This window comes from Neobacillus niacini (assembly GCF_031457145.1).
Lineage (GTDB): Bacteria > Bacillota > Bacilli > Bacillales > Cytobacillaceae > Neobacillus > Neobacillus niacini_J.
Map to the genome: position 1 here is coordinate 93,127 of NZ_JAVDVZ010000006.1, position 21,811 is coordinate 114,937.

24 protein-coding genes are annotated in these 21,811 nt (G+C 39.6%); 22 read left to right on the plus strand and 2 right to left on the minus strand.

Features of this window, described 5'->3' with window-relative positions; genetic code table 11:
- The first annotated feature begins 16 nt into the window (after positions 1-16).
- The 14 genes from J2Y03_RS15930 to J2Y03_RS15995 all read left to right on the plus strand — a co-directional run bounded on the left by J2Y03_RS15930 (position 17) and on the right by J2Y03_RS15995 (position 12,425).
- Positions 17-1,156, plus strand: a complete 1,140-nt coding sequence (locus J2Y03_RS15930; protein ID WP_310195664.1) for an acyl-CoA dehydrogenase family protein — start codon at positions 17-19, stop codon at positions 1,154-1,156.
- Between the two features lie 51 nt (positions 1,157-1,207).
- Complete coding sequence (locus tag J2Y03_RS15935) at positions 1,208-1,978, plus strand: SDR family NAD(P)-dependent oxidoreductase (RefSeq protein ID WP_310195665.1); 771 nt, start codon at positions 1,208-1,210, stop codon at positions 1,976-1,978.
- A 40-nt stretch (positions 1,979-2,018) separates the two neighbouring features.
- Complete coding sequence (locus tag J2Y03_RS15940) at positions 2,019-3,173, plus strand: 2-hydroxyacyl-CoA dehydratase subunit D (RefSeq protein ID WP_132086828.1); 1,155 nt, start codon at positions 2,019-2,021, stop codon at positions 3,171-3,173.
- Positions 3,174-3,222: 49 nt separating this feature from the next.
- Positions 3,223-4,527, plus strand: coding sequence for a 2-hydroxyacyl-CoA dehydratase subunit D (locus J2Y03_RS15945; protein WP_132086826.1), 1,305 nt, complete (start codon positions 3,223-3,225; stop codon positions 4,525-4,527).
- A 109-nt stretch (positions 4,528-4,636) separates the two neighbouring features.
- On the plus strand, positions 4,637-5,545 hold the full coding sequence (locus tag J2Y03_RS15950; RefSeq protein ID WP_310195669.1) for an acyl-CoA dehydratase activase: 909 nt from the start codon (positions 4,637-4,639) through the stop codon (positions 5,543-5,545).
- 26 nt (positions 5,546-5,571) lie between these two features.
- Entirely contained in the window at positions 5,572-6,360 is a 789-nt protein-coding gene (locus tag J2Y03_RS15955) for an enoyl-CoA hydratase/isomerase family protein (protein WP_310195670.1), read from the plus strand.
- Between the two features lie 12 nt (positions 6,361-6,372).
- Complete coding sequence (locus J2Y03_RS15960; protein WP_310195672.1) at positions 6,373-7,140, plus strand: SDR family NAD(P)-dependent oxidoreductase; 768 nt, start codon at positions 6,373-6,375, stop codon at positions 7,138-7,140.
- 16 nt (positions 7,141-7,156) lie between these two features.
- Positions 7,157-7,738 (plus strand): hypothetical protein, encoded by a 582-nt coding sequence (locus J2Y03_RS15965; RefSeq protein WP_310195674.1) that lies wholly within the window; start codon positions 7,157-7,159, stop codon positions 7,736-7,738.
- The gene (locus tag J2Y03_RS15970; protein WP_310195675.1) at positions 7,677-8,186 is read left to right on the plus strand and encodes a hypothetical protein; all 510 of its coding nucleotides are present in this window, start codon (positions 7,677-7,679) and stop codon (positions 8,184-8,186) included. Before J2Y03_RS15965 ends, J2Y03_RS15970 begins: the two co-directional genes overlap by 62 nt.
- 22 nt (positions 8,187-8,208) lie before the next feature.
- Positions 8,209-9,396, plus strand: coding sequence for a CaiB/BaiF CoA transferase family protein (locus J2Y03_RS15975; RefSeq protein WP_310195677.1), 1,188 nt, complete (start codon positions 8,209-8,211; stop codon positions 9,394-9,396).
- Between the two features lie 39 nt (positions 9,397-9,435).
- Positions 9,436-10,218, plus strand: coding sequence for an enoyl-CoA hydratase/isomerase family protein (locus tag J2Y03_RS15980; protein WP_310195679.1), 783 nt, complete (start codon positions 9,436-9,438; stop codon positions 10,216-10,218).
- Positions 10,219-10,240: 22 nt separating this feature from the next.
- Positions 10,241-11,017 carry an enoyl-CoA hydratase/isomerase family protein gene (locus J2Y03_RS15985; protein WP_310195681.1) on the plus strand — a complete coding sequence of 259 codons (777 nt, stop codon included), beginning with the start codon at positions 10,241-10,243 and terminating at the stop codon, positions 11,015-11,017.
- 30 nt (positions 11,018-11,047) lie between these two features.
- Entirely contained in the window at positions 11,048-11,893 is an 846-nt protein-coding gene (locus tag J2Y03_RS15990; RefSeq protein ID WP_310195683.1) for a 3-hydroxybutyryl-CoA dehydrogenase, read from the plus strand.
- Between the two features lie 130 nt (positions 11,894-12,023).
- Positions 12,024-12,425, plus strand: coding sequence for a PaaI family thioesterase (locus J2Y03_RS15995; protein ID WP_310195685.1), 402 nt, complete (start codon positions 12,024-12,026; stop codon positions 12,423-12,425).
- Positions 12,426-12,681: 256 nt separating this feature from the next.
- On the opposite strand, the gene J2Y03_RS16000 is transcribed toward J2Y03_RS15995, so the two are convergent.
- Complete coding sequence (locus J2Y03_RS16000; RefSeq protein WP_132086808.1) at positions 12,682-12,909, minus strand: hypothetical protein; 228 nt, start codon at positions 12,907-12,909, stop codon at positions 12,682-12,684.
- Positions 12,910-13,110: 201 nt separating this feature from the next.
- On the opposite strand from J2Y03_RS16000, the gene J2Y03_RS16005 reads away from it, so the two are divergent.
- The 6 genes from J2Y03_RS16005 to J2Y03_RS16030 all read left to right on the plus strand — a co-directional run bounded on the left by J2Y03_RS16005 (position 13,111) and on the right by J2Y03_RS16030 (position 18,369).
- Entirely contained in the window at positions 13,111-13,614 is a 504-nt protein-coding gene (locus J2Y03_RS16005) for a DinB family protein (RefSeq protein ID WP_310195686.1), read from the plus strand.
- A 349-nt stretch (positions 13,615-13,963) separates the two neighbouring features.
- Positions 13,964-14,344, plus strand: coding sequence for a hypothetical protein (locus J2Y03_RS16010; protein WP_310195959.1), 381 nt, complete (start codon positions 13,964-13,966; stop codon positions 14,342-14,344).
- Positions 14,334-14,810: an aminodeoxychorismate lyase gene (locus J2Y03_RS16015; RefSeq protein WP_310195688.1), complete on the plus strand. Its 477-nt coding sequence runs from the start codon at positions 14,334-14,336 to the stop codon at positions 14,808-14,810. The genes J2Y03_RS16010 and J2Y03_RS16015 overlap by 11 nt, the downstream gene beginning before the upstream one ends.
- Before the next feature lie 125 nt (positions 14,811-14,935).
- On the plus strand, positions 14,936-16,483 hold the full coding sequence (locus tag J2Y03_RS16020) for a DUF4145 domain-containing protein (RefSeq protein ID WP_310195690.1): 1,548 nt from the start codon (positions 14,936-14,938) through the stop codon (positions 16,481-16,483).
- A 127-nt stretch (positions 16,484-16,610) separates the two neighbouring features.
- A complete protein-coding gene (locus tag J2Y03_RS16025) occupies positions 16,611-17,954 on the plus strand; it encodes a multi antimicrobial extrusion protein MatE (protein ID WP_310195691.1) in 1,344 nt (447 codons plus the stop codon).
- Between the two features lie 181 nt (positions 17,955-18,135).
- Positions 18,136-18,369 (plus strand): hypothetical protein, encoded by a 234-nt coding sequence (locus J2Y03_RS16030; RefSeq protein WP_310195694.1) that lies wholly within the window; start codon positions 18,136-18,138, stop codon positions 18,367-18,369.
- Positions 18,370-18,530: 161 nt separating this feature from the next.
- On the opposite strand, the gene J2Y03_RS16035 is transcribed toward J2Y03_RS16030, so the two are convergent.
- Positions 18,531-19,355 carry a S1C family serine protease gene (locus J2Y03_RS16035; protein WP_310195697.1) on the minus strand — a complete coding sequence of 275 codons (825 nt, stop codon included), beginning with the start codon at positions 19,353-19,355 and terminating at the stop codon, positions 18,531-18,533.
- 127 nt (positions 19,356-19,482) lie between these two features.
- Between J2Y03_RS16035 and J2Y03_RS16040 the strand changes: the two genes are divergently transcribed.
- Positions 19,483-20,400, plus strand: a complete 918-nt coding sequence (locus tag J2Y03_RS16040; protein WP_310195699.1) for a ketopantoate reductase family protein — start codon at positions 19,483-19,485, stop codon at positions 20,398-20,400.
- 64 nt (positions 20,401-20,464) lie between these two features.
- Positions 20,465-21,691 carry an MFS transporter gene (locus tag J2Y03_RS16045; RefSeq protein ID WP_310195960.1) on the plus strand — a complete coding sequence of 409 codons (1,227 nt, stop codon included), beginning with the start codon at positions 20,465-20,467 and terminating at the stop codon, positions 21,689-21,691.
- Positions 21,692-21,811: the final 120 nt, after the last annotated feature.

Here is a 21,811-nt window from a genome sequence, read left to right on the forward strand (position 1 = left end):
AGGAGGAAGAAGAACGGTGGATTACAATTTAACGGAAGAATTGACGATGTTAAAGGATATGACCTACAAATTTGCAGTGAATGAAATTGCTCCTCATTCAGCGAAATGTGATAGAGAAGAGAAATATACTCCTGAAATCGTAAAAAAAGCAGCAGACCTAGGGCTCGTTGGTGCATGGATACCTGAAGAGTACGGCGGTGCTGGAATGGGGATATTAGGTCAGGCGGTCATAACGGAACAGCTTTCCCGAGTCGACATGGGAATTGGTACAAATATTATCACGGCAAGCTTTGGGTGTGAAGCCATTTATCTTTATGGAACAGAGGAACAGAAACATAAGTATTTACCAATGGTTTGTAAAGGTGAGTGGGTTTCATCAGGAGCTTTTACGGAGCCAAATGCCGGAACGGATGCATCAGGTTACCAAACTAGGGCAGTACGGGACGGTGATGATTTCATCATCAATGGCAGTAAAATTTTTATTACCAATGGTACGGTCAGTGATTTTATGGTGGTCCAAGCGATTACACAGCCGGATGAGAAAAGACATAAGCGATTCTCTCAAATCATCGTAGACAGCAATAGTGAGGGAGTCACAAGAAGCAAGCTCCATGGAAAGTTAGGAATTCGGTCTAGTGATACGGCACAAATTTCCTTTGAAAATGTCCGCGTTCCGGTGTCCAATCTTGTTGGTACGGATGGGAAAGGATTCCCACAGCTCATGCACTTTTTTGATATTACTAGGATGATGGTTGCTGCTCAGGCATTGGGAATCTCGCAAGCATGCCTTGATGAAGCTATCAAATATTCAAAAGAAAGATATGCCTTTGGAAACCCGATTGGCAGTTACCAGGCGACAATGACGAAATTAACCGAGATGGCTGTCAAAGTTGAGGCACTTCGAAATATCGTCTATAAAGCGGCATGGCTCGTTGATTCAGGAAAACCTGATTTTACTCTATCAGCAATGGCAAAATACTTAGGAGGACAGACAGCTGTCTTTTGCGCAAATGCGGCTATCGAAATTCATGGCGGGTACGGATATATGGAGGAATACAATGTCCAAAAATGGTACCGTGACGCGAAAATTCTTGAAATTTATGAAGGAACGAAAGAGGCAGAGGTAATGGCCATCGGTCGTGTACTACAAATTTAATCTCTATGAAAATATCTGAATATTAAACCTTATCTAAAAAAGGAGAAAACCATGATTACAAATCTTGAAGGAAAAGTTGCCCTCGTAACAGGTGGAACAAATGGAATTGGTAAAGCAACTGCTTTGAAGCTTGCAAAAAGTGGAGCTGATATTGTGGTAAGTGGTAGAAATCACGAAGCAGGAATGCAGGTGGTTGCCGAAATAGAAGAACTGGGCAGGAAGGCAATATTTTTAGAATGTGATTTGTTTGTCTATGATTCTGTCAAACAGATGGCAGACCGTGCCGTTGCAGAAATGGGAAAGATTGATATTTTAATAGCAAATGGCGGTGCAACCGTTCAATATGCAAAATTCTTTCACGAATTAGACCCAAATGATTATGACGGCTGCTTAAATAGCCAACAATCGTCTAGGCTTTATGCAATCCGGGCATTGCTTGACCATATGAGAGAGCAAAATTACGGGAAGATTGTCATCATTACCTCTGATGCAGGAAGAATTGCGACCCCAAGAGAGTCACTGATTGGATCGGCAGCGGCAGGACTTGTACTGATGAGCAAAGCGTTGGCAAATGAGTTTGCACGCTGGCAGATTCGTGTGAATGCTCTTTGTTTAACCGTTATCCAAGACACCCCAGGTTTTGATGCAGTAATGGCTACAGAAGCAAGTCATGTTTTTCAAAAAGCTGTTGACCGTGCGAAGCTTGGTTTACCAAATGCGGAGGATGTTGCAGAGGCTGCACTTTTCTTTGCTTCACCAGAATCCGACAGAATTACAGGTCAAACCTTAAGTATTAATGGCGGTCTTTCATTTGCAGGGTAAGTCTTCATATTCTTTAATAAAAATAGGAGGGAACACGATTATGTACCAAAATTTATCAACGGATGAAATCTTAAATAAATTAGCCCAAATAGCAGCTGACCCTTATGAAAGAGCGAAGGAATGGAAAATGGAAACAGGCTCCAAGATTATAGGCTGTTATATCATGCACTTTCCAGAAGAGTTACTACATGCAGCAGGCGTCTTACCGATTGTCCTTCAAGTAAAAGAGGAACCGATTACTACTGGGCACGCCTATTATCCTGCTTATTTCTGTGGTCCGACCCGCAGTATCGTCGATCAAGCAGCAAAGGGAGAATTAGATTTCTTAGACGGTTTTGTCGGTGGAGATTATTGTATCCAAGCCGTTGGCGGTGCAGAGGTGGTAGGGAATCTTCTTCCAAAAGTCAATAACATGTTTTTCCGTTTGCCTGTTGGCAACCAGCCTTGGACCCATGGAGATATTGTTCAAGGTTTAAAGGAGTTAAAGCGCGATATTGAAAGATTTGCAGACAAAGAGATTAGTGATGAAGATATCCTTGAAAGTATACGCATTTATAACAAAAACCGCGGCCTAATTAGGGAAGTATACGAGTTAAAATCAATCCATCCGTCGCTGTTAACTTCCAGTGATATGTTATCGATTATTAAATCTAGCATGGTAATGCCGAAGGAAGAGCATAACGAAATTTTAGAGAGTCTGCTTCCGAAGCTTCAAGCTAAGAAGGATTCTATCAAAGAAGAAGGAGTGCGTGTCTTCTTATCTGGCAGTTTCTGCGGCGCACCGAAAAACGAATTATTGGAGCTTGTTGAACAATCCGGTGCTGTTGTGGTCGGAGATGACCTTTTCCACGGATACAGATATATCAGTGACAATATTGCTGAAGACAGAGAACCACTGGCAGCCATTGCTGCACATTATATTGATAAAAATACAAACGTCCCTTGTCCGACTAGATGTGATCCTAAAACTGACTGGCCTCAATACCTCGTTGATTCTATGCGAAAGTATAAGGCAGACCAACTTGTCATTGTAATGGCGCAATTTTGTGAACCGCATATGTTCTTCTATCCAGATATTAAAGATGCTATGCAAGCAGCTGGAATCCCACACCTACTCCTAGAAATCTCACACGAACTAGATTCTATCGAAACGATCAAGACTAGATTAGAAGCCTTTGTAGAAATGGCTGTTTAATTTGTATAAAAATAAAGACGTAACAAAAAATCGAGAGGAATGATGATAGATGGCAGTACAAGAAGCGAAAAGAGCGAATAGGTTAAAATCCGGAAAATTGGTTAACAAGCTTGTTAATGAATATTGGGAAGATTTAATCAATGCAAAAAAGACTGGTAAAAAGGTTGTTTATACTACTGGACTTCCGATTGGACCATTTATGGCTGCGCAGGATATGGCATGGATCCACGGAGAAGGATACGGTGCTCGTGTAGCGGCAAGGCACGAGGAAAAAGAACCGCAAACCTTTGCTGAAAACAAGGGCTTTAATCGTGAACTTTGCTCTTATGCAAGAACACAAATGGGTTGTGCAATGTTCGCGGAATTAGGTGTTCCGGATGATTTGAACCCAGGTCCAATCGCGACTGAAATCCCAGCACCAGATGCCATCGTTACTTGTTATCCAGGCTGTTCTACAGGTCCGCAGTGGGATTGGGCGATTGAGCGTGTCTTTGGTAAGAAAATTCCATGGTTCAATGTTGTCATTCCGTATCATATGGGACGTAACGGTTCTACCTATATGAAAGGTGAAGAATTTGAGGAAAATGTTAAATATGTTGTCAGGCAGTTTGAAGATTTAATTAAGTTTTTAGAGGTAGTTAGCGGCAAGCCATATAACTGGGATAAGTTCCAAGAGTTAATGGGTGTCACTAAGAAAGTTGGTCAGCTTCGAATGGAGGCGATGGAACTATGTAAGGCGAAACCAGCTCCTGCCAGCTTCTTTGATTGGTCCATTCAAATTGCACCGGTCAATTATCTCACCGCATGGCCAGGAACAATTGAAGCTATGCAAGCCGTTAAAGACGAGGTTCAAGAGAGACTCGACAACGGTATTAGTGCTGTACCGAAGGAAAAGTATCGTATTTTCTGGGAAGGAATTATGAATTGGAATAAGCTAGGCTGGATGGCAGATAAGTTTGCTAGCTATGACGCCACAGTTGTCGCGGGTCGATATACGCATATGGCCTTCTGGCACGAGCCTGATACGATTGATCCTGAACATCCATTAAGAGGAATCGCGATTAATCATCTGGAATGTCAGCTTAACCTTGGCTACCCAATTACCGAAGAGCGGATGATGACACTTTCCAAAGATTATTCTATCGACGGTATTGTCTTCCATGGTGCAAGAACTTGCCGATCCTTCTCACGTTCGCATTTCTTGTTAGCTGAAAACTTGAATAAAAAGATGGGAATTCAATCTACTTCATTTGAAGGAGACATGGTTGACGATTCATTCTATAAGGAAGAACTCGTTAATACTCGAATCGAAGCACTGATTGAGAGTCTTGAAGCTCAAAAAAGCAGAGGTTAATAGGTTCTAAATCTGTCCGGGACAGAGTTCTGCGGACAGATTTAGAAAGTTGTTGAATCAGGGAGAGTATCCCTTAAAGATAAAACAGAATGATAAAGGAGAGAGTTAGATGACATCGAAAAGTGATGGTTCTTCCTTTTATACAATGGGTGTGGATAGCGGATCCTTAACAGGAAAAGCAGTAATAATTGATGGAAATAAACGAATTGTTTCTTATAGTGTTAAACAATTGGGGTTTGTTAGTCAAAAAGCCGTCATGATGGCGATTGATGACGCCTTGGAAAAAGCAGGGCTGGTTCTTGATAATATCGCTTATACCGTAAGCACTGGTTATGGCCGGAAAAGATTAGAAATTGCCGGTAAGAATCTTACGGAAATTAGCTGTCACGCAAAAGGAGCTAACTACCTTTTTCCCGAAGTAAAAACAGTCATTGATATTGGCGGTCAGGACAGCAAGGTAATTGCGGTCGATCCGTCAGGAAATGTTAAAAATTTTGCAATGAACGACAAATGTGCTGCTGGGACCGGTCAATTCCTCGAAGTTCTTGCGAGAGCTTTGGATGTTGAATTGACTGAAATTGGACCGTTGTCGATGCAATCAGATGCGGATATCAAAATCAGCTCCATGTGTACAACATTTGCTGAGTCAGAAGTCATTTCTTTAGTAGCAGAAGGTCACACAACGGTAGACATTCTTTCAGGTATGCATAAGGCGATTTCAGGGAGAATGAAAGGATTGGTTGGCCGTGTTGGATTGCAGAAGCCAGTGATGATGACTGGTGGAGGAGCCAAAAATATTGGATTGGTTCATGCTTTAGAAAAATCCTTAGGTGAGTCTATATTTATTCCTGATGAACCTCAGATTATTGGTGCTCTAGGGGCTGCGTTATTTGCAAATGATTTCGCAACCGGGATTCGGAAAAAAGTAGAAGAGGAACAAGATTTAGATAAGGCTCGGGCACCCGCTAAAGATTGCGGTACTTGTTCTGTTCAGACTTACCAATTAAATAAAAACTGATACAGCTTTTTGGAGAGGAGAAAGCCATGAAATACGAAAGTATTCAATTTGAGCGTCGCGGTGCCGGAGCTTGGATTATTTTAGACAGTCCAAAGAATATGAATTCGGTATCGTCCACTATGTTGGGTGAGTTGGAGAGCGTATTAAAGGAATGTGAAGCTGATAGCAGTGTCAAGGCTGTTGTTCTAACTGGAACAGGATCTGCCTTTTGCGCTGGAGCGGACCTTAAAAATGTCCTTTCCTCTTTAAATCATTCTGAACCTGGTACGAAGGATTTTCTTGATATGTTCGATGAGGTATGCGGTCTTCTTCGTAAAATGCCAAAACCTGTCATTGCTGCCATTAATGGGTTAGCACTTGCAGGCGGTCTGGAGCTTGTCATGTGCTGTGACATCGTATATGCCGCAGAAAGTGCCAAAATTGGCGATGCACATTCTAACTTTGGCGTATTTCCAGGTGCGGGTGGAGCGGCGGTTTTACCGAAGAAAATCGGGCTTAATCGAGCTAAATATCTTCTTTTTAGCGGTGATTTTCTATCAGCTGCAGAAATGGAGAGATTTGGTTTAGTAAATAAAGTAGTTGCAGATGGACAACTTGTGGAGGAAGTTGAGTCTTTTGTTGAGAAGCTAGCTGCTAAAAGTCCATTGGTGCTCCGCCGGATGAAGGAAGTGGCGAATGCATCGGTTGATCAAACTCAGGACGCAGCATTACGCCATGAAATGCTTCATTTAAGGCAGCATGTTCGCTCCTATGACTTAGCAGAAGGACTAAAAGCGTTTACAGAAAAACGCAAACCTGAATTTAAGGGCTATTAAGGGGAGATAAAAATGAAAATTGAAAATCGTGTGTTCATCATAACCGGCGGGGCATCAGGCCTTGGTGAATCCTGTACAAGGCTGTTTGTGGAACAAGGTGCAAAGGTCGGAATTTTAGATATGAATGAAGACCGTGGAGAAAATCTTGCTCGAGAACTTGGTGAATCTGTTATTTTCTGCAAAACAGATGTGAGCGATGAAAATTCTGTACGTGAAGCTGTGGAAAAGGTTTCAAACGCTTTTGGTGGAATTCATGTGGCAGTCAATTGTGCCGGTCTTATTTTTGGTGCGAAGGTCCACTCAAAAAAAGGACTTTTTCCGATGGATAAGTTTAATAAGGTAATCCAAGTAAATTTAATCGGTACTATGAATGTGGTTCGGTATGCAGTCCAAGAAATGTTAAAAAATGAACCTGATGAAAACGGAGAAAGAGGCGTTATTGTAAATACTGCTTCTGCAGCTGCCTTTGGCGGTCAGCTCGGACAGGCAGCGTATAGTGCTTCAAAAGCTGGTGTAGTGGGAATGACGCTTCCGATTGCCCGGGAGATTGGGGATTATGGAATGCGGATCGTTGCGATTTCGCCAGGTCTTTTTGATACGCAAATGTCTAGTGGAATGCCTGAAAGTTTTAAACAGGAAGTATCGCAGCATATCCCATTCCCTAAGAGGCTAGGCAAGCCATCTGAATATGCAGCGACGGTTAGACATATTGTTGAGAATCCTTATCTAAATGGAACAACGATTATGCTAGACGGTGCAGCACAGCTGCCTGCGAAGTAAATGGGGGGACACAGCCATGACCATTGAATTTCGTAAACAAGGAGAAGTGTTTAGTTTTCAAGATAATCAAGGAAATGATATCGAACGTAAAACGGAGATTCGATTTGATCCGCTGACAGGGGAATCATCGCGGCTCATCTTTGATCCTGGCTTGAAAATACAGCCGCCTGATTATACAGAGGTTGGTAAGGAAACATGTGGGAAAAATTGCCCGTTTTGCAGCGAAAACTTACTAAAACTTACTCCTTTATTTAAGAGGGAAATCACAGAACAAGGTCGAATTTCTCAAGGAAGCGCTGTTGTTTTTCCGAATCTATTCCCATATAGCAAACATAATGGGGTCGTTATTTTTTCTGATCAGCATTATGTCAGATTAGAAGAATTTACTATCGAAATGATAAAAGATGCCTTCTTAGCTGCACAAACCTTTATCCAACGGGTAGCCGCTTTAGATTCTAAGGCAAAGCATGCTTCTTTTAACTGGAATTATCTACCACTATCAGGGGGGGAGTATTCTTCATCCTCATATACAAGTAATGGTTTCAGATTCACCATCAAATTATCAAAGAATAGTAGCAGAAAAAGCACACGCGTTTAATAATGATACAGGTAAAGAATATTTTACAGAGTTATATGAAACAGAAAAAACGCTAGAAGAAAGATGGATTGGAGAAGTAGGAGATGTTGCTTGGGTGCATGCCTTTGCACCGAAAAGTCATAATGATTTCATCGCTTTTTTTTCAAAAGCCTATTCGATTGATGATGTAAAGGAACAAAATTGGATTGATTTTTCGACAGGTTTACGTGCATTATTTGCCACTTTAAGTGAACAAGGATTTGCCAGTTTTAATTTAATGCTCCATATTTCACCAGATCCGGAATCAAAACAGCCGATTCATGTTCGTTTGATTCCACGTCTAACCTTAGGACTTCTAAATACGAGTGATATCAACTTCTTCCAAGCCCTTCATCAAGAACCACTGTCCTTTAAACTACCAGAAGAAATAGCAGCTATAGCCCGAAAGCATTTTGAAAAAATAAAATGAAACAACCGGAAAGGAGAAAAAAATGACTGGAGCACTTGAAGGTTTAAAAATATTAGATTTTAGTACATTGGTTCCGGGACCATATGCCACCATGTGTTTGGCAGATTTGGGAGCGGATGTCCTTAGGATAAAATCGGGAACGCGGCCAGATGTAGTCGATTTTTTACCGCCTTTCCTGCCAGGAACAGAGTTATCAGCTGTATCGGCACAATTGAGCAGAAATAAAGAGGTCATGACTCTCAATCTTAAGGACCCTCGTGCGGTAGACGTCATTCACCAGCTATTAGGAGAGTACGATATTATCATCGAACAATTCCGCCCAGGTGTGATGGCAAAACTGAACCTCGATTACGAGAGTCTTAAAAAAGTAAATCCGAGATTAATTTATTGCTCATTAACAGGATACGGTCAGACAGGACCCATGAGGGACCGTGCAGGTCATGACATTAACTACATAGCCATGTCGGGTGTTGCTTCTTATTCAGGGAAGAAAGAGTCAGGACCGCCATTGATTGGAATACAAGTAGCGGATATTGCTTCCGGATCCAACAATGCCATTATTGGAATCCTGTCAGCCGTCATCTATCGAGGGCGGACTGGTAATGGTCAGCATATCGATGTTTCGATGACAGATGGAATGATTGCATTTAATTCGTTTATGCAGGGTGCCAGTTATCTAGTAAATGGTAAAGACATTGGAATGGAGGAAAATCTCCTCAATGGGGGCTCTCTTTATGATTACTATGAAACCCAGGATGGAAGATACCTTAGTTTCGGTGGTGTTGAGCCACAATTTTTCAAGGCCTTTTGTCAAACAATTGGAAGACCTGAACTGGCTGCTGGAGGCGTGGAGCCAGAAAATGTGGCTCAAATCAAAGGGGAGATTAGTGAGATTTTAAAGACGAAGACGTTGGATAAATGGATGGAATTATTTAATGCTGCAGATGCCTGTGTAGAGCCTGTACTTACACTAGGTGAGGTACTAGAGGGACCGCTTGTTGAAGAGCGTGGAATGGTGGTTGAAGTCCCTGGACCTAATGAGACGAAAGTAAAACAGATTGGCAATCCGATTAAGTTTTCTGAATCAATTCCTCAGTATCGTCATGCAGGTATTCCTCTATCAGAAGCGAATACAGAAGTAGTGATGAAAAATCTCGGCTACTCGCAAGAGGAAATCGATGAGCTTGGCAAGACAGGTCTTTTCAGTTAAAAGAGTTCATTTTTCAATAGAATGTAGGAGGTAAAAGCTTTGATAAAGACACTTTTTGTAAAATTAAATGTTGAAAATAAGACGGCTGTTATTACGATTGAAAATCCACCGGTAAATGCGCTTAGTGCACAGATTATGGAAGAGCTTGATCAGACTATGGATGTGGTTAGGGAGAATTCAAATATTCAAACCGTTATTATTACTGGTGGCGGTGACAAAGCGTTCGTTGCGGGCGCAGATATTAAGCAGTTTACTGATATGACTCCTGATGTAGGATACGACCTTGTTAAAATTGGCCACCAGATTTTTAATAAGATTGAAAACTTTGAAGTACCTGTGATAGCGGCGATTGAAGGATTTACTCTTGGAGCTGGTTGTGAATTAGCGATGGCATGTGATATTCGGATTGCAGGTGAAAAAGCGTTATTTGGACAGCCTGAGGTAAATTTAGGAATCATTCCTGGATATGGTGGTACACAGCGTTTACCTAGATTAGTAGGAGCTGGAAAAGCGAAAGAGCTTATTTTTACTGGTGATAACATCGAGGCAAGTGAAGCATACCGAATTGGATTAGTAGATATTCTCGTTCCAGCTGGAGAAGCACTAAGTCGGGCTCATATTTTATCAGCGAAGATTCAGAAGAAGGGACCACTGGCTATCAAAGCTGCCAAAAAGGCAATTACCAAGGGTCTGGATTTGCCGATGGATGATGCATTAGAACTTGAGGCAGTCCAATTTAAAAGCCTTTGTTCCACTGAGGATCAAAAAGAAGGCGCGAGAGCCTTTTTAGCGAAGGAAAAGCCACAGTTTCAAGGAAAATAAATTTTTATAGAGGAGAAATACAATGTCTCAACCTATAATTGTAAAAATTGAGAACGGAATTGGTTCTATTTTTCTCAATCGACCCCAAAAGTTAAATTCTTTATCTATCGATTTAGTACAGGATCTTACAGAAGCGCTGCTAAGTTTGGATAAAAATCCTGAGGTCAAAGTGGTTGTTCTATCAGGTGAAGGGAAATCCTATTGTGCTGGGGGAGATTTAGAGACCATTCAGCAGTTCACAAAACAAAGTGAAATCGCTGCTTATTTAGAAAAAGCGATAAATGTAACCCGTGTGCTTTTAAGTATGGAAAAATATGTTATTTCTGCTGTTCATGGATATGCTGCTGGAGCAGGCTTTAGTCTTGCCCTTGCATCCGATTTCATCGTCGCGGACTCCTCGGCGAAGTTTGGTTTAAGCTTTGTGAATATTGGAGTCATTCCAGATTTAGGCTTAATCAAGTTATTATCCGAAAGAGTGCCTACTGCCATTGCCAAGGAATGGATTGTTTCTGGGAAGATTTTAGGTGTAGAAGAGGCTAAGACGTGGGGGATTGTGAACAAGGTGGTTGAAGGTGATTTACTTCAGGGTACAAGTGAATTTGCCCAAATAATCTTGAAGGGACCGCCATTAAGTAATCGATATGTGAAGAAAATGTTGAACCATTCGGTACAGCTCCCTTGGGAGGCATTTTTAGAACAAGAAACCATGGTTCAAGCCCACCTGATTGCAAGTGATGATATGCAAGAAGGTGTGAATGCATTCTTGGAAAAACGGGCTCCTGAATTTAAAGGGGTTTAACTTTTTAGAAAAATTTTTGGAGGTTGTCATATGTCAATAAAAACAATTGGTGTGATTGGAGCCGGAAGCATGGGATCGGGCATCGCTCAGGTAGCAGCTTGCGCAGGTTTCCAAGTTATTTTATCGGATATTCAAGAGGATTTTTTAACAAGAGGAATGGGAGTAATCAGAAAGAGCTTAGAGAAGCTTTCCTCTAAGGGGAAACTAAGTGACTCTGTTGAAACTATTCTAGATCGATTTACGGCAACTACTAGATTAGAAGATTTGAGTGACGCTGATCTAGTTTTTGAGGTTATCATCGAGAATATGGAGAAAAAGAAAGAGTTGTATCGGAACATTGATCAGATTTGTAAACCTGAAGCAATATTTTGCTCCAATACATCAGGATTAAGTATTACCGAGATGGCCTCTGCTACGAAACGGGCAGGGCAGGTTATTGGGACTCACTTTTTTAACCCGGTACCGCTTATGGAACTAGTCGAAATTATCCGTGGCAATGATACATCAGATGAAACCTATTTGATCGCTAAAGATTTATGTGAAAGCTTTGGTAAGAAATCAATCACAGTGAATGAAGCGCCATTGTTTGCCGTAAATAGAATCTTAGCGCCAATGATAAACGAAGCCATTTTCGTCCTTCAAGAAGGAGTAGCAACCAAGGAAGATATCGACCTCGGAATGAAATTGGGAGCCAATCACCCAATCGGACCATTAGCACTCGCAGACATGATCGGTCTCGACGTCATGCTCATGGTAATGGAAACACTCTACGAAGAAACAGCTGACTCCAAATATCGCCCAGCCACATTACTAAAAAAACTCGTTCGGGCAGGACACTACGGAAGAAAAACAGGCCGTGGATTTTACGAATATTAATTGGTGCTTTTTTGGTGCCTGTCACCGCTCGTGGACAAATCACCTAATTTGTCCGCCTGAGATGGACAGTTAAAGAAAGGTCGAATTCTATCTTTGTGGATTCGACCTGTTTTTATAGATTTTATTAGGGGTGATAAAGCTGGAAACACAATATATAAAAAATCCATTTGATCATTTACTAAATTGCAAATATGAAAGAATAAGTGAAACCAACCTGAAAGTAATCTTGCCTGTTCAGCCATTACTATTAAATACAGTAGGGTATGTACAAGGAGGAGTTATTAGTTTATTGGCAGATTTAGCTATGGGTAATACATGTAATTCCTTTGAAGAAGACGATAACAACAATCTCCAATCCGTCGTAACCGTGGATCTAAAAACAACATATCTAAAAGGAGCAAAAGGAGACTATCTCACTGCAGACGCACACATGATAAAAAAGGGAAGAACCCTCAATCACCTCGACTGTTATATCTACAACGACCAAGATGAACTAGTCGCAAAATCTACAGGCATATTTGCAAATTTGTAAAAACAGGGTGCCTGTCACCACGCGTGGACAAAACGGCTGTTATTGAAACGTAAAGTGTATATGCTTGAAAGAAAATTTAAGGGAAATTAACCATAGTAAACAAACCCTATCTTTTTCTGAGATAGGGTTTTATCTGTAAGGAGGATTAATGTGAGAGGTGAAAATAATCGATCTTTATTTTCCTCCTACCTTACCCGGACTTATTATATTTGGCTCCTCTGTTTTTATTAAATTCAAGATTTTTGCCTTTTTCCATTTAATCATCTGTCAGATCAGGGTTTTCATCGTGTAAGAAACGTCGGTTATCTTGATTTTTATACTCATTATTACTCTCATTTCTGTTCATTTCACGTTCATAATGTATTGGACGGAAATTTACATCATCCTCTTGATTTAGTGAGTCTCTTTTGTCTACATTACATGCAGTTAATAAACCGATTGAAAGGATAGCTGATACGATAGTGATTCTCCATTTGTGCTTCATATTAATACCCCTCGCATTATTTATTAGTATTATTTTTTACTATGCACGTAACAAAATTTTTTAGTCAAAATTTTATAAACCTAAAAATGGCCAACTTTTATAAGCAATGAAGGAATGCTTTTGGTGGTAAATTTTTGTATTATTATTTGGAAATGATATACTTATCAATAGTAATGAAAACAATTAAATGGAGGAATGCAAATGTATAATTCAATATCTGCCTTTATCGATGAGTGGAATCAAGAAGCAGCCTCAACGCAAAAGATTCTGGATGCATTGACAGATGAGTCGCTGCAACAAAAGGTTTCTGCAGATGACCGTACTTTAGGAGCGATTGCTTGGCATATTGTATCTAGTACACCTGGTATGCTTATTGAGTTTGGCATTACGGTTGAAGCAGTAAAAGTCGAAAACACGATTCCATCCTCTGCTAGGGAAATTGCTGAGACATTTCGAAATGTAAGTGCTAACACGAGTCAGGCAGTGGGACAACAATGGACAGATCAAACATTAAGTGAAATGAAAAATGTATTTGGAATGGAAATGCCAAGAGCCGTAATGCTTAATATGCTTATTAAGCATATTGTTCATCATCGAGGGCAAATGACCGTTCTCATGCGTCAAGCTGGACTTCAGGTTCCAGGCATTTATGGTCCATCGAGAGAAGAATGGAGCCAAATGGGAATGGAAGCCCCGTCTATATAAGAATTACATACTACCGAACAGGAAGCAGCACTCTGAAAAAGGGTGCTTTTTCTCATGGAACAGAGACCTATTCGGTTGATTGTGACCGAACTTTGCTTCGAATTACAAATTGGGTAACAAACCTGCTCTGATTGTGACCGAACTTTGCTTCGAATTACAATTTGGGTAACAATCACCCCAAATGGGATCGCTCAAAATTTATATACCAAATGTATTCCTTATTCTCCGCAATTTTACATATCTCTCAGACTTTTGATGTATTTTGCAAAATCAAATCGAAAATTTTCGATTTTGGATGTATAATAGATTCTTGTGTTGTTCTATTAAAAAAAAGGAGGTTTTCATTTTGATGGAATGGACTTTAGCTGGATTATTTGTGATTTCAGCTTTGTTGCTAGTGTTTTCTTTAGTTAAGACATATCGTGATTCAAAAACCCAACATAAGGAAATTGATTTAGTTCATGTATCACTTATGAAAGAAATTAATAGCATACAAGACTCAATCCGTGATATCGAGCTTGACATAGAAGTGGTAATGAAGGAAGCTGGCATTCAACTTTCTGCAGACGAAAAGCTTTTAATGCGCGAAGTAATAGACTTATATCGACGTAACTACTCTATTGAAAGCATCGCTGAGAAAAAACAGGTAACTGAAAATGAAATCGAAGAGCTGCTAGCACCTTATCTGAAAATAAAAGATGAGGGGGGACTAGTGGCCAATGCGAATTAACTTATTAAGTAGCTTTGCAGCAGGAATACTTATTTCGACATCGATTAGTGCCATAGTTTATTTTTCAGATGATAGTAATAATCAAAAAGTCTTTGCCAAAACATCTGAAAAAGTTCAACTAAATGAAACGGAAATGAAAGATAAGCTTGTAGCTAAAGGCTATGTGGTTCAAACGAAAGATGAACTAGAAAAAACATTGCAAGCAGCAAAGAGCTCCGAAACGACACCAGTAGATTCAGAAGAAAAAGCTAAAACCGTAACCCAAGTTGTAGTTAATGTTGCTGATGGTATGACGAGTATCGATGTTGGTAATGTGCTTGTTCAAGCAAAATTAATCCCAGATGCTTTTGCTTTCACAAAGGATATCGAAAGCAAAGGGTTACAAAATGCTTTGCGTCCAGGTTCCTTTGTAGTCAATAGTGGAATGTCATACGACCAAATCATTGCAACGATTTTTACGAATTAAATATAGCATAAAGAAAAGCCGTTCTCTTAGAGATCGGCTTTTCTTTATTAAGGAATCTACTAGTATATTCCAAAAATGCTTTGATATGATATTATAAAAATATAATATATTCGGAGGGCTATCAAATGGATAACCAATCATACTTCTATCAATTTATTGAACCGATTTCAAAAGAGCTGGCACTAGTGGCACGTGAATTGGAAAATAGTATTTTTACCAGTCCGAGAACGATGCTGACCCATGCCCGGGTTTTTGTGGAGAATATTTTGCAGCAGGTAATACGCGCTGAGTTGCTGCCAGAGGAGCCGCGAGCAAATTTTAAAGACCAGTTAGATATGCTGAACGACAAGGGGTACTTAATTCCTGAAATACGTGATGCTTTGCATTTTGTTAGACAAAGTGGAAACCAAGCTGCACACAATTCGAGAATGTTTCGCTATTCGGAGGCACTTTTGTCATGGGAAGCTTTATACAAAATTGTCAGATGGTATGTGGAGGTGTATGGACCTGTAGATGCTTCCGTTCCGGATTATCAGGATCCCTCACCTAGAATGGAAAAAAGGTACGATATGACTGAACTGGAAATACGACTCAGGTCACTTGAAGAACTCCTATCTAATTCAGTTCAAGTACTAACTACTGAAACAGCTCAAGCGGAAGCAGCGGCAAGTGTTGAAAGAATTGAAGAGGCAGTATCGATAGGTGAAAAGGGTAATCCAGGATTTACCACTATTCGTACTATATCGTTAAATGGCAGGCAGCTAGAAGTTCCATACTTTCTACGCGATGCCTTCTTATTGCCACAGCGATTTGATAAATCTGAAACCTTTCTCATCCGGCTTGGAGCAGAGCAGCAGGCACGAATCATGAGTGAGCTGCCAAAGAACTTGGCGGGTCTCCATAAACATGTAAAGCGCTACAGTGAAAAGAACGATGAAATTTTCTTTGAGGAATTACGGACCTTTATTGAAGAGGAAAAAATTAGAAGGAAGCTATCACTTGAACGTCAAGGTGAGTTGTTTTTCTTTTATAAGGATGATCATCTTGTCGTTACGGAAGAACTTGCAAAAGTCCCGCTTACAACCGCCGAATTCTCAGGAATTCCGGGCTTAGTAAGACAGCTTAACGAAGATCAGATTGATACGGTGGGGCAGCTTCCGAAAGAGCTTGTGATTCTAGCAAAATATGAAAATGTTGGAATAGGAACAGTTGAAAAATTGTTTGAACAATTGAAGCAAAAAGCCAGTGAAAAAACTGTAACAGAGGTCGAGGATTCCAATCGGACAAGTTATAAAAAATGGGAATCGTTGTATATCAACGTAAAGCTCGGAAAAGGAAACACGGTGATCCGTGGTGAAAGTGTGCCTGCCCTATGGAAGGAAGGCCTAAATTGGATAGAAGACCATAACCTTCCACTTCATCGAATAATAGAAGAAGGTGTTGTCCTTGGTTCAACCGATTCGGGCAAACGATTTGCAATCGCACTTGAACCTGTTCATAAAGATAAAAGGAATTTTACCCAAATGCATACGTATAAATCGAAACGAACAGGTACTACTTATTACCTTGAAACCAAAATTAATCCAAAATCTGGACTTGAAACGCTGGCAAAATTACTAACAAGATTGGGTGTAGAGGTAAAGATACCATTGTTAGAAGGTTTAGATGATTGATTTTTAATTATTCATACCACCGACACTCTAAAAATAAGTGTCGGTAATTTTTTTCATATTTAGGTGTCCCATTAAATAACATTTACTTAGAGTTACGAAATAAGTAAAAATAAAAGGTGATGGGGATATGAAAAAAACTGAAGAATTGGATATGAAAACGTTGTTGTTTTTCTTTATTCCACTAGGCTTGTCCGCAAGTCTTGTAACGTTGTCGCATATTATCATCAATAGCACATTAGTAAGGGGCGAAAATTCTGAGTATATTATCGCTAGCTACGCGATTGCGATGAGCTTGTTCGCTATAACGGAAAGATTAGGAAATTTACTTCGTCAAACCTGCTCTTCCTTGGTGAGAGATAAGCATTCGTATAAAATAATGTCTAATTTTGCCACCTACTTAATCGTTAGTTTAATGTTGGTTGCCTTTGCCGTCGCCTATACACCAACAGGTGACTTTATTTTTGCAAAGATTTTTGGGGCTGAACAAAATATGGTTAAGGATATTAAAGGAATTTATCAGATACTTATTTTAGTTACGATTTTTTCAGCATTGCGATGTTTATGTCAGGGAATTATTATCTATAATCGACAAACAAAATGGTTAACCATTGGGATGGTTATAAGACTTGCAGCCATGTATGTGTTGTCCTTGTATTTTATTCACACAGGGAACATTACAGGGAAAACAGGGGCCATCATATTTTTGGTTGGGATGATTATAGAGTGCACAATTAGCTTTATTGAAGCTAGGGTTTTAGTTCGTAAAATGGCTGAAAATCATGAGCAAAAGATAAAGTCGAAGCGGACTATTTTTAAATTTTACAGTCCGCTGATGTTTTCTTCCGTTATTATCGTTTTGGTTGGACCCGCAATCAATATTTTTTTAGGTAAAACAACCAATATTGAACTCGCCATCGCCAGTTACGCCATTGCTGGAAGTGTGGCACAATTGTTTTTAAGCTTTTTTTCCTATATCCATCAAATTGTCATTAATTTTTATGATCATCATGAATCAGAAGTAAAAAAGTTTTCAATTTTAGTTGGATTTATCCCGTGCTTATTGGTTGGTGTTTTTTGCTACACCCCATTTGGTGCCTTCTTTTTAGAGTATGTGATAGGGGTAAATGGACGGCTGTTAGATGCAAGTTTACAAGTCTTAAAAGTTTTTGTGCTAATGGCACTTTTGTTTCCGTTCATCGATTACTTTAATGGACTGTTGATGGTATATAAACAAACCAAAGTAACGATCTATTCTCAATCAGCACATCTAATTATTACAATATTAGTCTTAGTTATTGGTATAAATTTTGCTGCGCAATGGAATGGCATAATTGGTGCATTAGGAAATTCATTTGGATTTTTAGCAGAGTTAATCGTCCTTATAAGTTTTGTCCATGCCATTGAGCGCAAAAAAGGCAAGCCGAAAATCCTTTTATTAAAAAGCTTATCGAGACAAGGAAGGAATCGCTGATTAAGCTCCTTTTTGATATATATGTGAACCCATTACGCTTGTAATAGCCAGCAGGGAAGGGGTACCGGCACCACCTACACGTGATAGTGTGAATAATTTATTATTGATAGGTAAGTTTGTCCATGGTATGGAGGATATATCATCATAGAATAGTAGCAATTAATGAATGGTGGTGACCTACATGATTACTATACACCAACCTGAAAAAGTCAACATCAACGGGAAAGTACGCCTTCAGGCCAAATTTGAAGACGATGGAATGGAAAGTGTACTTTGGAATGAGACGAATGGGAAATTTGGACAATACATGACCACAGAGCGGGTTGACGCTTTTTTGGTTGGACTCCTTTGGCTAGGTCTTAAAAAAGGACAAAATATTAAGGTCAAAGGACCGTTATCCGAAAAACTGTTTTAGGGATTAAATAATCATTTAATCCCTTTAATTGCACAAATATATAAATACAAGCCGATACATGTGCAATGTGAAAACCTTATTTCAACACCGTTGCCCAATGAAGGGGGAGTTGGTACCGGACTTTCTTGCGGAATTGATTCCTTGAGTACGGTCTATGAACATCAAGGTGCGTCCATTGACAGGTTATCTACTATTTCCTTTATGTAGTTCGAGGGTATGGCGACGCCAACGATTTCTTTTGTTTCGATTTCAGGGTTTTGTAAAGTGGCAAAGATGACACCAATTACCTCACCATTTTTATTTAGTACAGGGCTGCCACTGTTACCTTTATAGATTGGAGCTTCAATCATCATAACCGGCACTTCCCAGTCAGTTAACTGCACTTTTCCTAGAATCGTACCTTGATTGGCGATTTGGGTAAAGGCTAAAGGGTTTCCTATAAAAATGATTTTATCACCTGCCGACTTTTCCCAATCATCTTCAAAAGATAAGGAAAGATAAGGCAGGTTTTCTGTGTTGATATCTACAATAGCAACATCAAGTTCCGGGTGTCTAGCAATCACCTTTCCAACAAAAGAATCCCCGGAATTAAAATGGACAATAACTCTATTTGTACGCTTTACCACATGTTCATTGGTTACGATGATTCCAGTTGGCGAAACTGTAAATCCTGTCCCTTTTACTCCATCCCATTCAATCGTCACAACAGATTTTTTGTATTCTTTTATGTCAGGCTCCTTTGATAATTGTGTAGATACTTTAACAAAGTTAATAGCAGGGAGGTTAAAGATAGAAACCCATACCTCTAATCCGCTGATTACAAGCGCCAACGCTAGCAGAGAACTAATAATTTTAACGATAAATTTTTTTCGTTTTTTCTTATGCTGTTTCTCTTTTTCCCATTCCTGCTTATCATCTGGATTGAAAAATACTTCCCAATCTATTTCCTCTTCCGAATGGTTTTGGTCTTTGTTTTCGTTATCCACTTTCCATCCCTCATTACTCATTTGTATATATTTATTATATCGGTTATTAATGAAAAACTAATAATTATTAATGATTGAACTTTCATGATAAAATTTTTATAAAAAGTGGAAAGGAAATATAGAAAAAATGGAAATTAAGAAAGTTACCATCATCGGATTAGGAGCATTAGGAATTTTATTTGGGAATCATTTAGCGAAGAGAATGCCCAAGGATGATTTAAGGATTATTGCGGATGAGAAGCGAATTCAAAAATATAAAAATGAACACGTTTATTGTAATGGTGAAAAATGTGATTTTCATTATGTAACACCTGATGAAACGTGTGAGCCAGCCGATCTACTTATATTTACAGTGAAGTATGAAGGCTTGCATGAGGCGATTCAAGCTGTAAAAAATCATGTCGATGAGAATACCATCATTTTATCTGCCTTAAATGGAATTACAAGTGAAACCATCATCGGTCGCACTTTTGGCAGGGATCGTGTCCTATTTAGTGTAGCTCAAGGGATGGACGCAGTTAAAGTGGGGAATAAACTTACATACGATCATATGGGGATGCTTGTGTTTGGCGATCAAAAATCTGGGATTATGTCAGAAAGCGTTAAGTGTGTTGCAGCATTTTTTGAAAAAATGGATTTTCCATACCAAGTAGATACCAAAATGGATAAAAGGCTATGGGGTAAGTTTATGCTTAATGTCGGCGTTAACCAAACGGTGGCTGTGTTTAATAGTAATTATGGTGAAATTCAAAGGGAAGGAGAAGCAAGGGAAACCATGATTGCAGCTATGAGAGAGGTGATTGCTTTGTCCGAATATGAAGGGATTCATTTAACAGAGGCAGACCTGAATTACTGGTTAAGTGTATTAGCTACATTAAGCCCTGATGGAAAACCATCAATGGCTCAAGATGTGGAAGCAAGGCGTTACAGTGAGGTTGAATTATTTGCAGGAACTGTATTGGAGCTAGGAGAAAACTATCATATTTCAACACCTGTTAACAAGAAACTATATGATACGATTAAATCAATTGAAAGTAGTTACTGAGAGGAATTCTTTTGATATTTAACACAAATAGGACGTGTAATCTATGGATACACAGAAACATGAAATGAATAATTGGAAACGAAATACGATTCTCTTTTTAGGAAGTCAAACCATATCGCTATTTGGGTCCGCTTTGGTCCAGTATGCGATTATGTGGTATATCACCTTGAACACTCAATCTGGTGTGATGATGACGATTTCCATCATTTGCGGCTTCGTTCCAACCTTTTTCCTTTCTCCATTTGCTGGGGTATGGGCGGATCGTTACAATCGGAAACGACTCATCATCTTATCAGATGCTTTAATTGCCATATCGACCTTAATATTAGCTATACTGTTTTTAATGGGATACGAGGCACTTTGGTTATTATTTCTAATGTCAGCCATTCGGGCCATTGGAACAGGTATTCAAGGTCCAGCAGTGGGGGCTATTCTACCTCAATTAGTTCCAGAGGATAAACTAACAAAAGTGAATGGAACAAACGGCAGTATTCAAGCGCTAATTATGCTTGTTGCACCGATGGCAAGTGCGGCACTTCTTACAATGGCTTCAATGGAAGCAATATTCTTTATTGATGTGATCACCGCTGCCATTGCGATTTTTATTTTACTAGCATTTTTGCATATACCAATCCATGCAAAAGCTGCAGAAAAGCAAACGACCAGCTATTTCAATGACTTAAAACAAGGTTTTATCTATATTCAAAATCATGAATTTGTTAAGAAGTTTTTTGTGTTTTTTGCCTTTTTCTTTGTGTTAGCTGCACCCGTTGCTTTTCTTACTCCACTTCAGGTCACGCGCAGCTTTGGTGACGATGTTTGGCGGTTAACGGCAATCGAAATTACTTTCTCAATCGGAATGATGCTTGGTGGGGGAGTCATGGCATCCTGGGGTGGTTTTAAAAATAAGATTCATACGATGACACTTGCTGCTCTTATTATGGGAGCCTGTACATTCGCATTAGGAATCATCCCAGTATTCTGGATCTATTTGATCTTCATGGGAATAGTGGGTGTTGCAATGCCGATGTTTAATACACCTTCTACGGTCTTACTGCAAGAAAAAGTAGAGGGAGATTATCTCGGTAGAGTCTTTGGTATCTTAGGAATGATCTCAACTTCAATGATGCCGCTGGGAATGCTCATATTCGGACCAATCTCAGACATTATCGAAATAGAATGGCTGTTGATAGGGACTGGAATACTAATGTTTTTTCAAGGATTCTTCTTAGTTGGAAGTAAGGCTCTTCTTGAAGCTGGTAAACCAGTAGTAAAAGAAAGCGCCAATTAGAAAGAAATACAAAAAGCCGTTCTCTTTTTAAAAGAAAACGGCTTTTAGCGTTACGATTTACGGGAATTTGATTGGGTGGAGCCTGGCACTGTGTGCACATGTCTAGAGTAACAAACTATT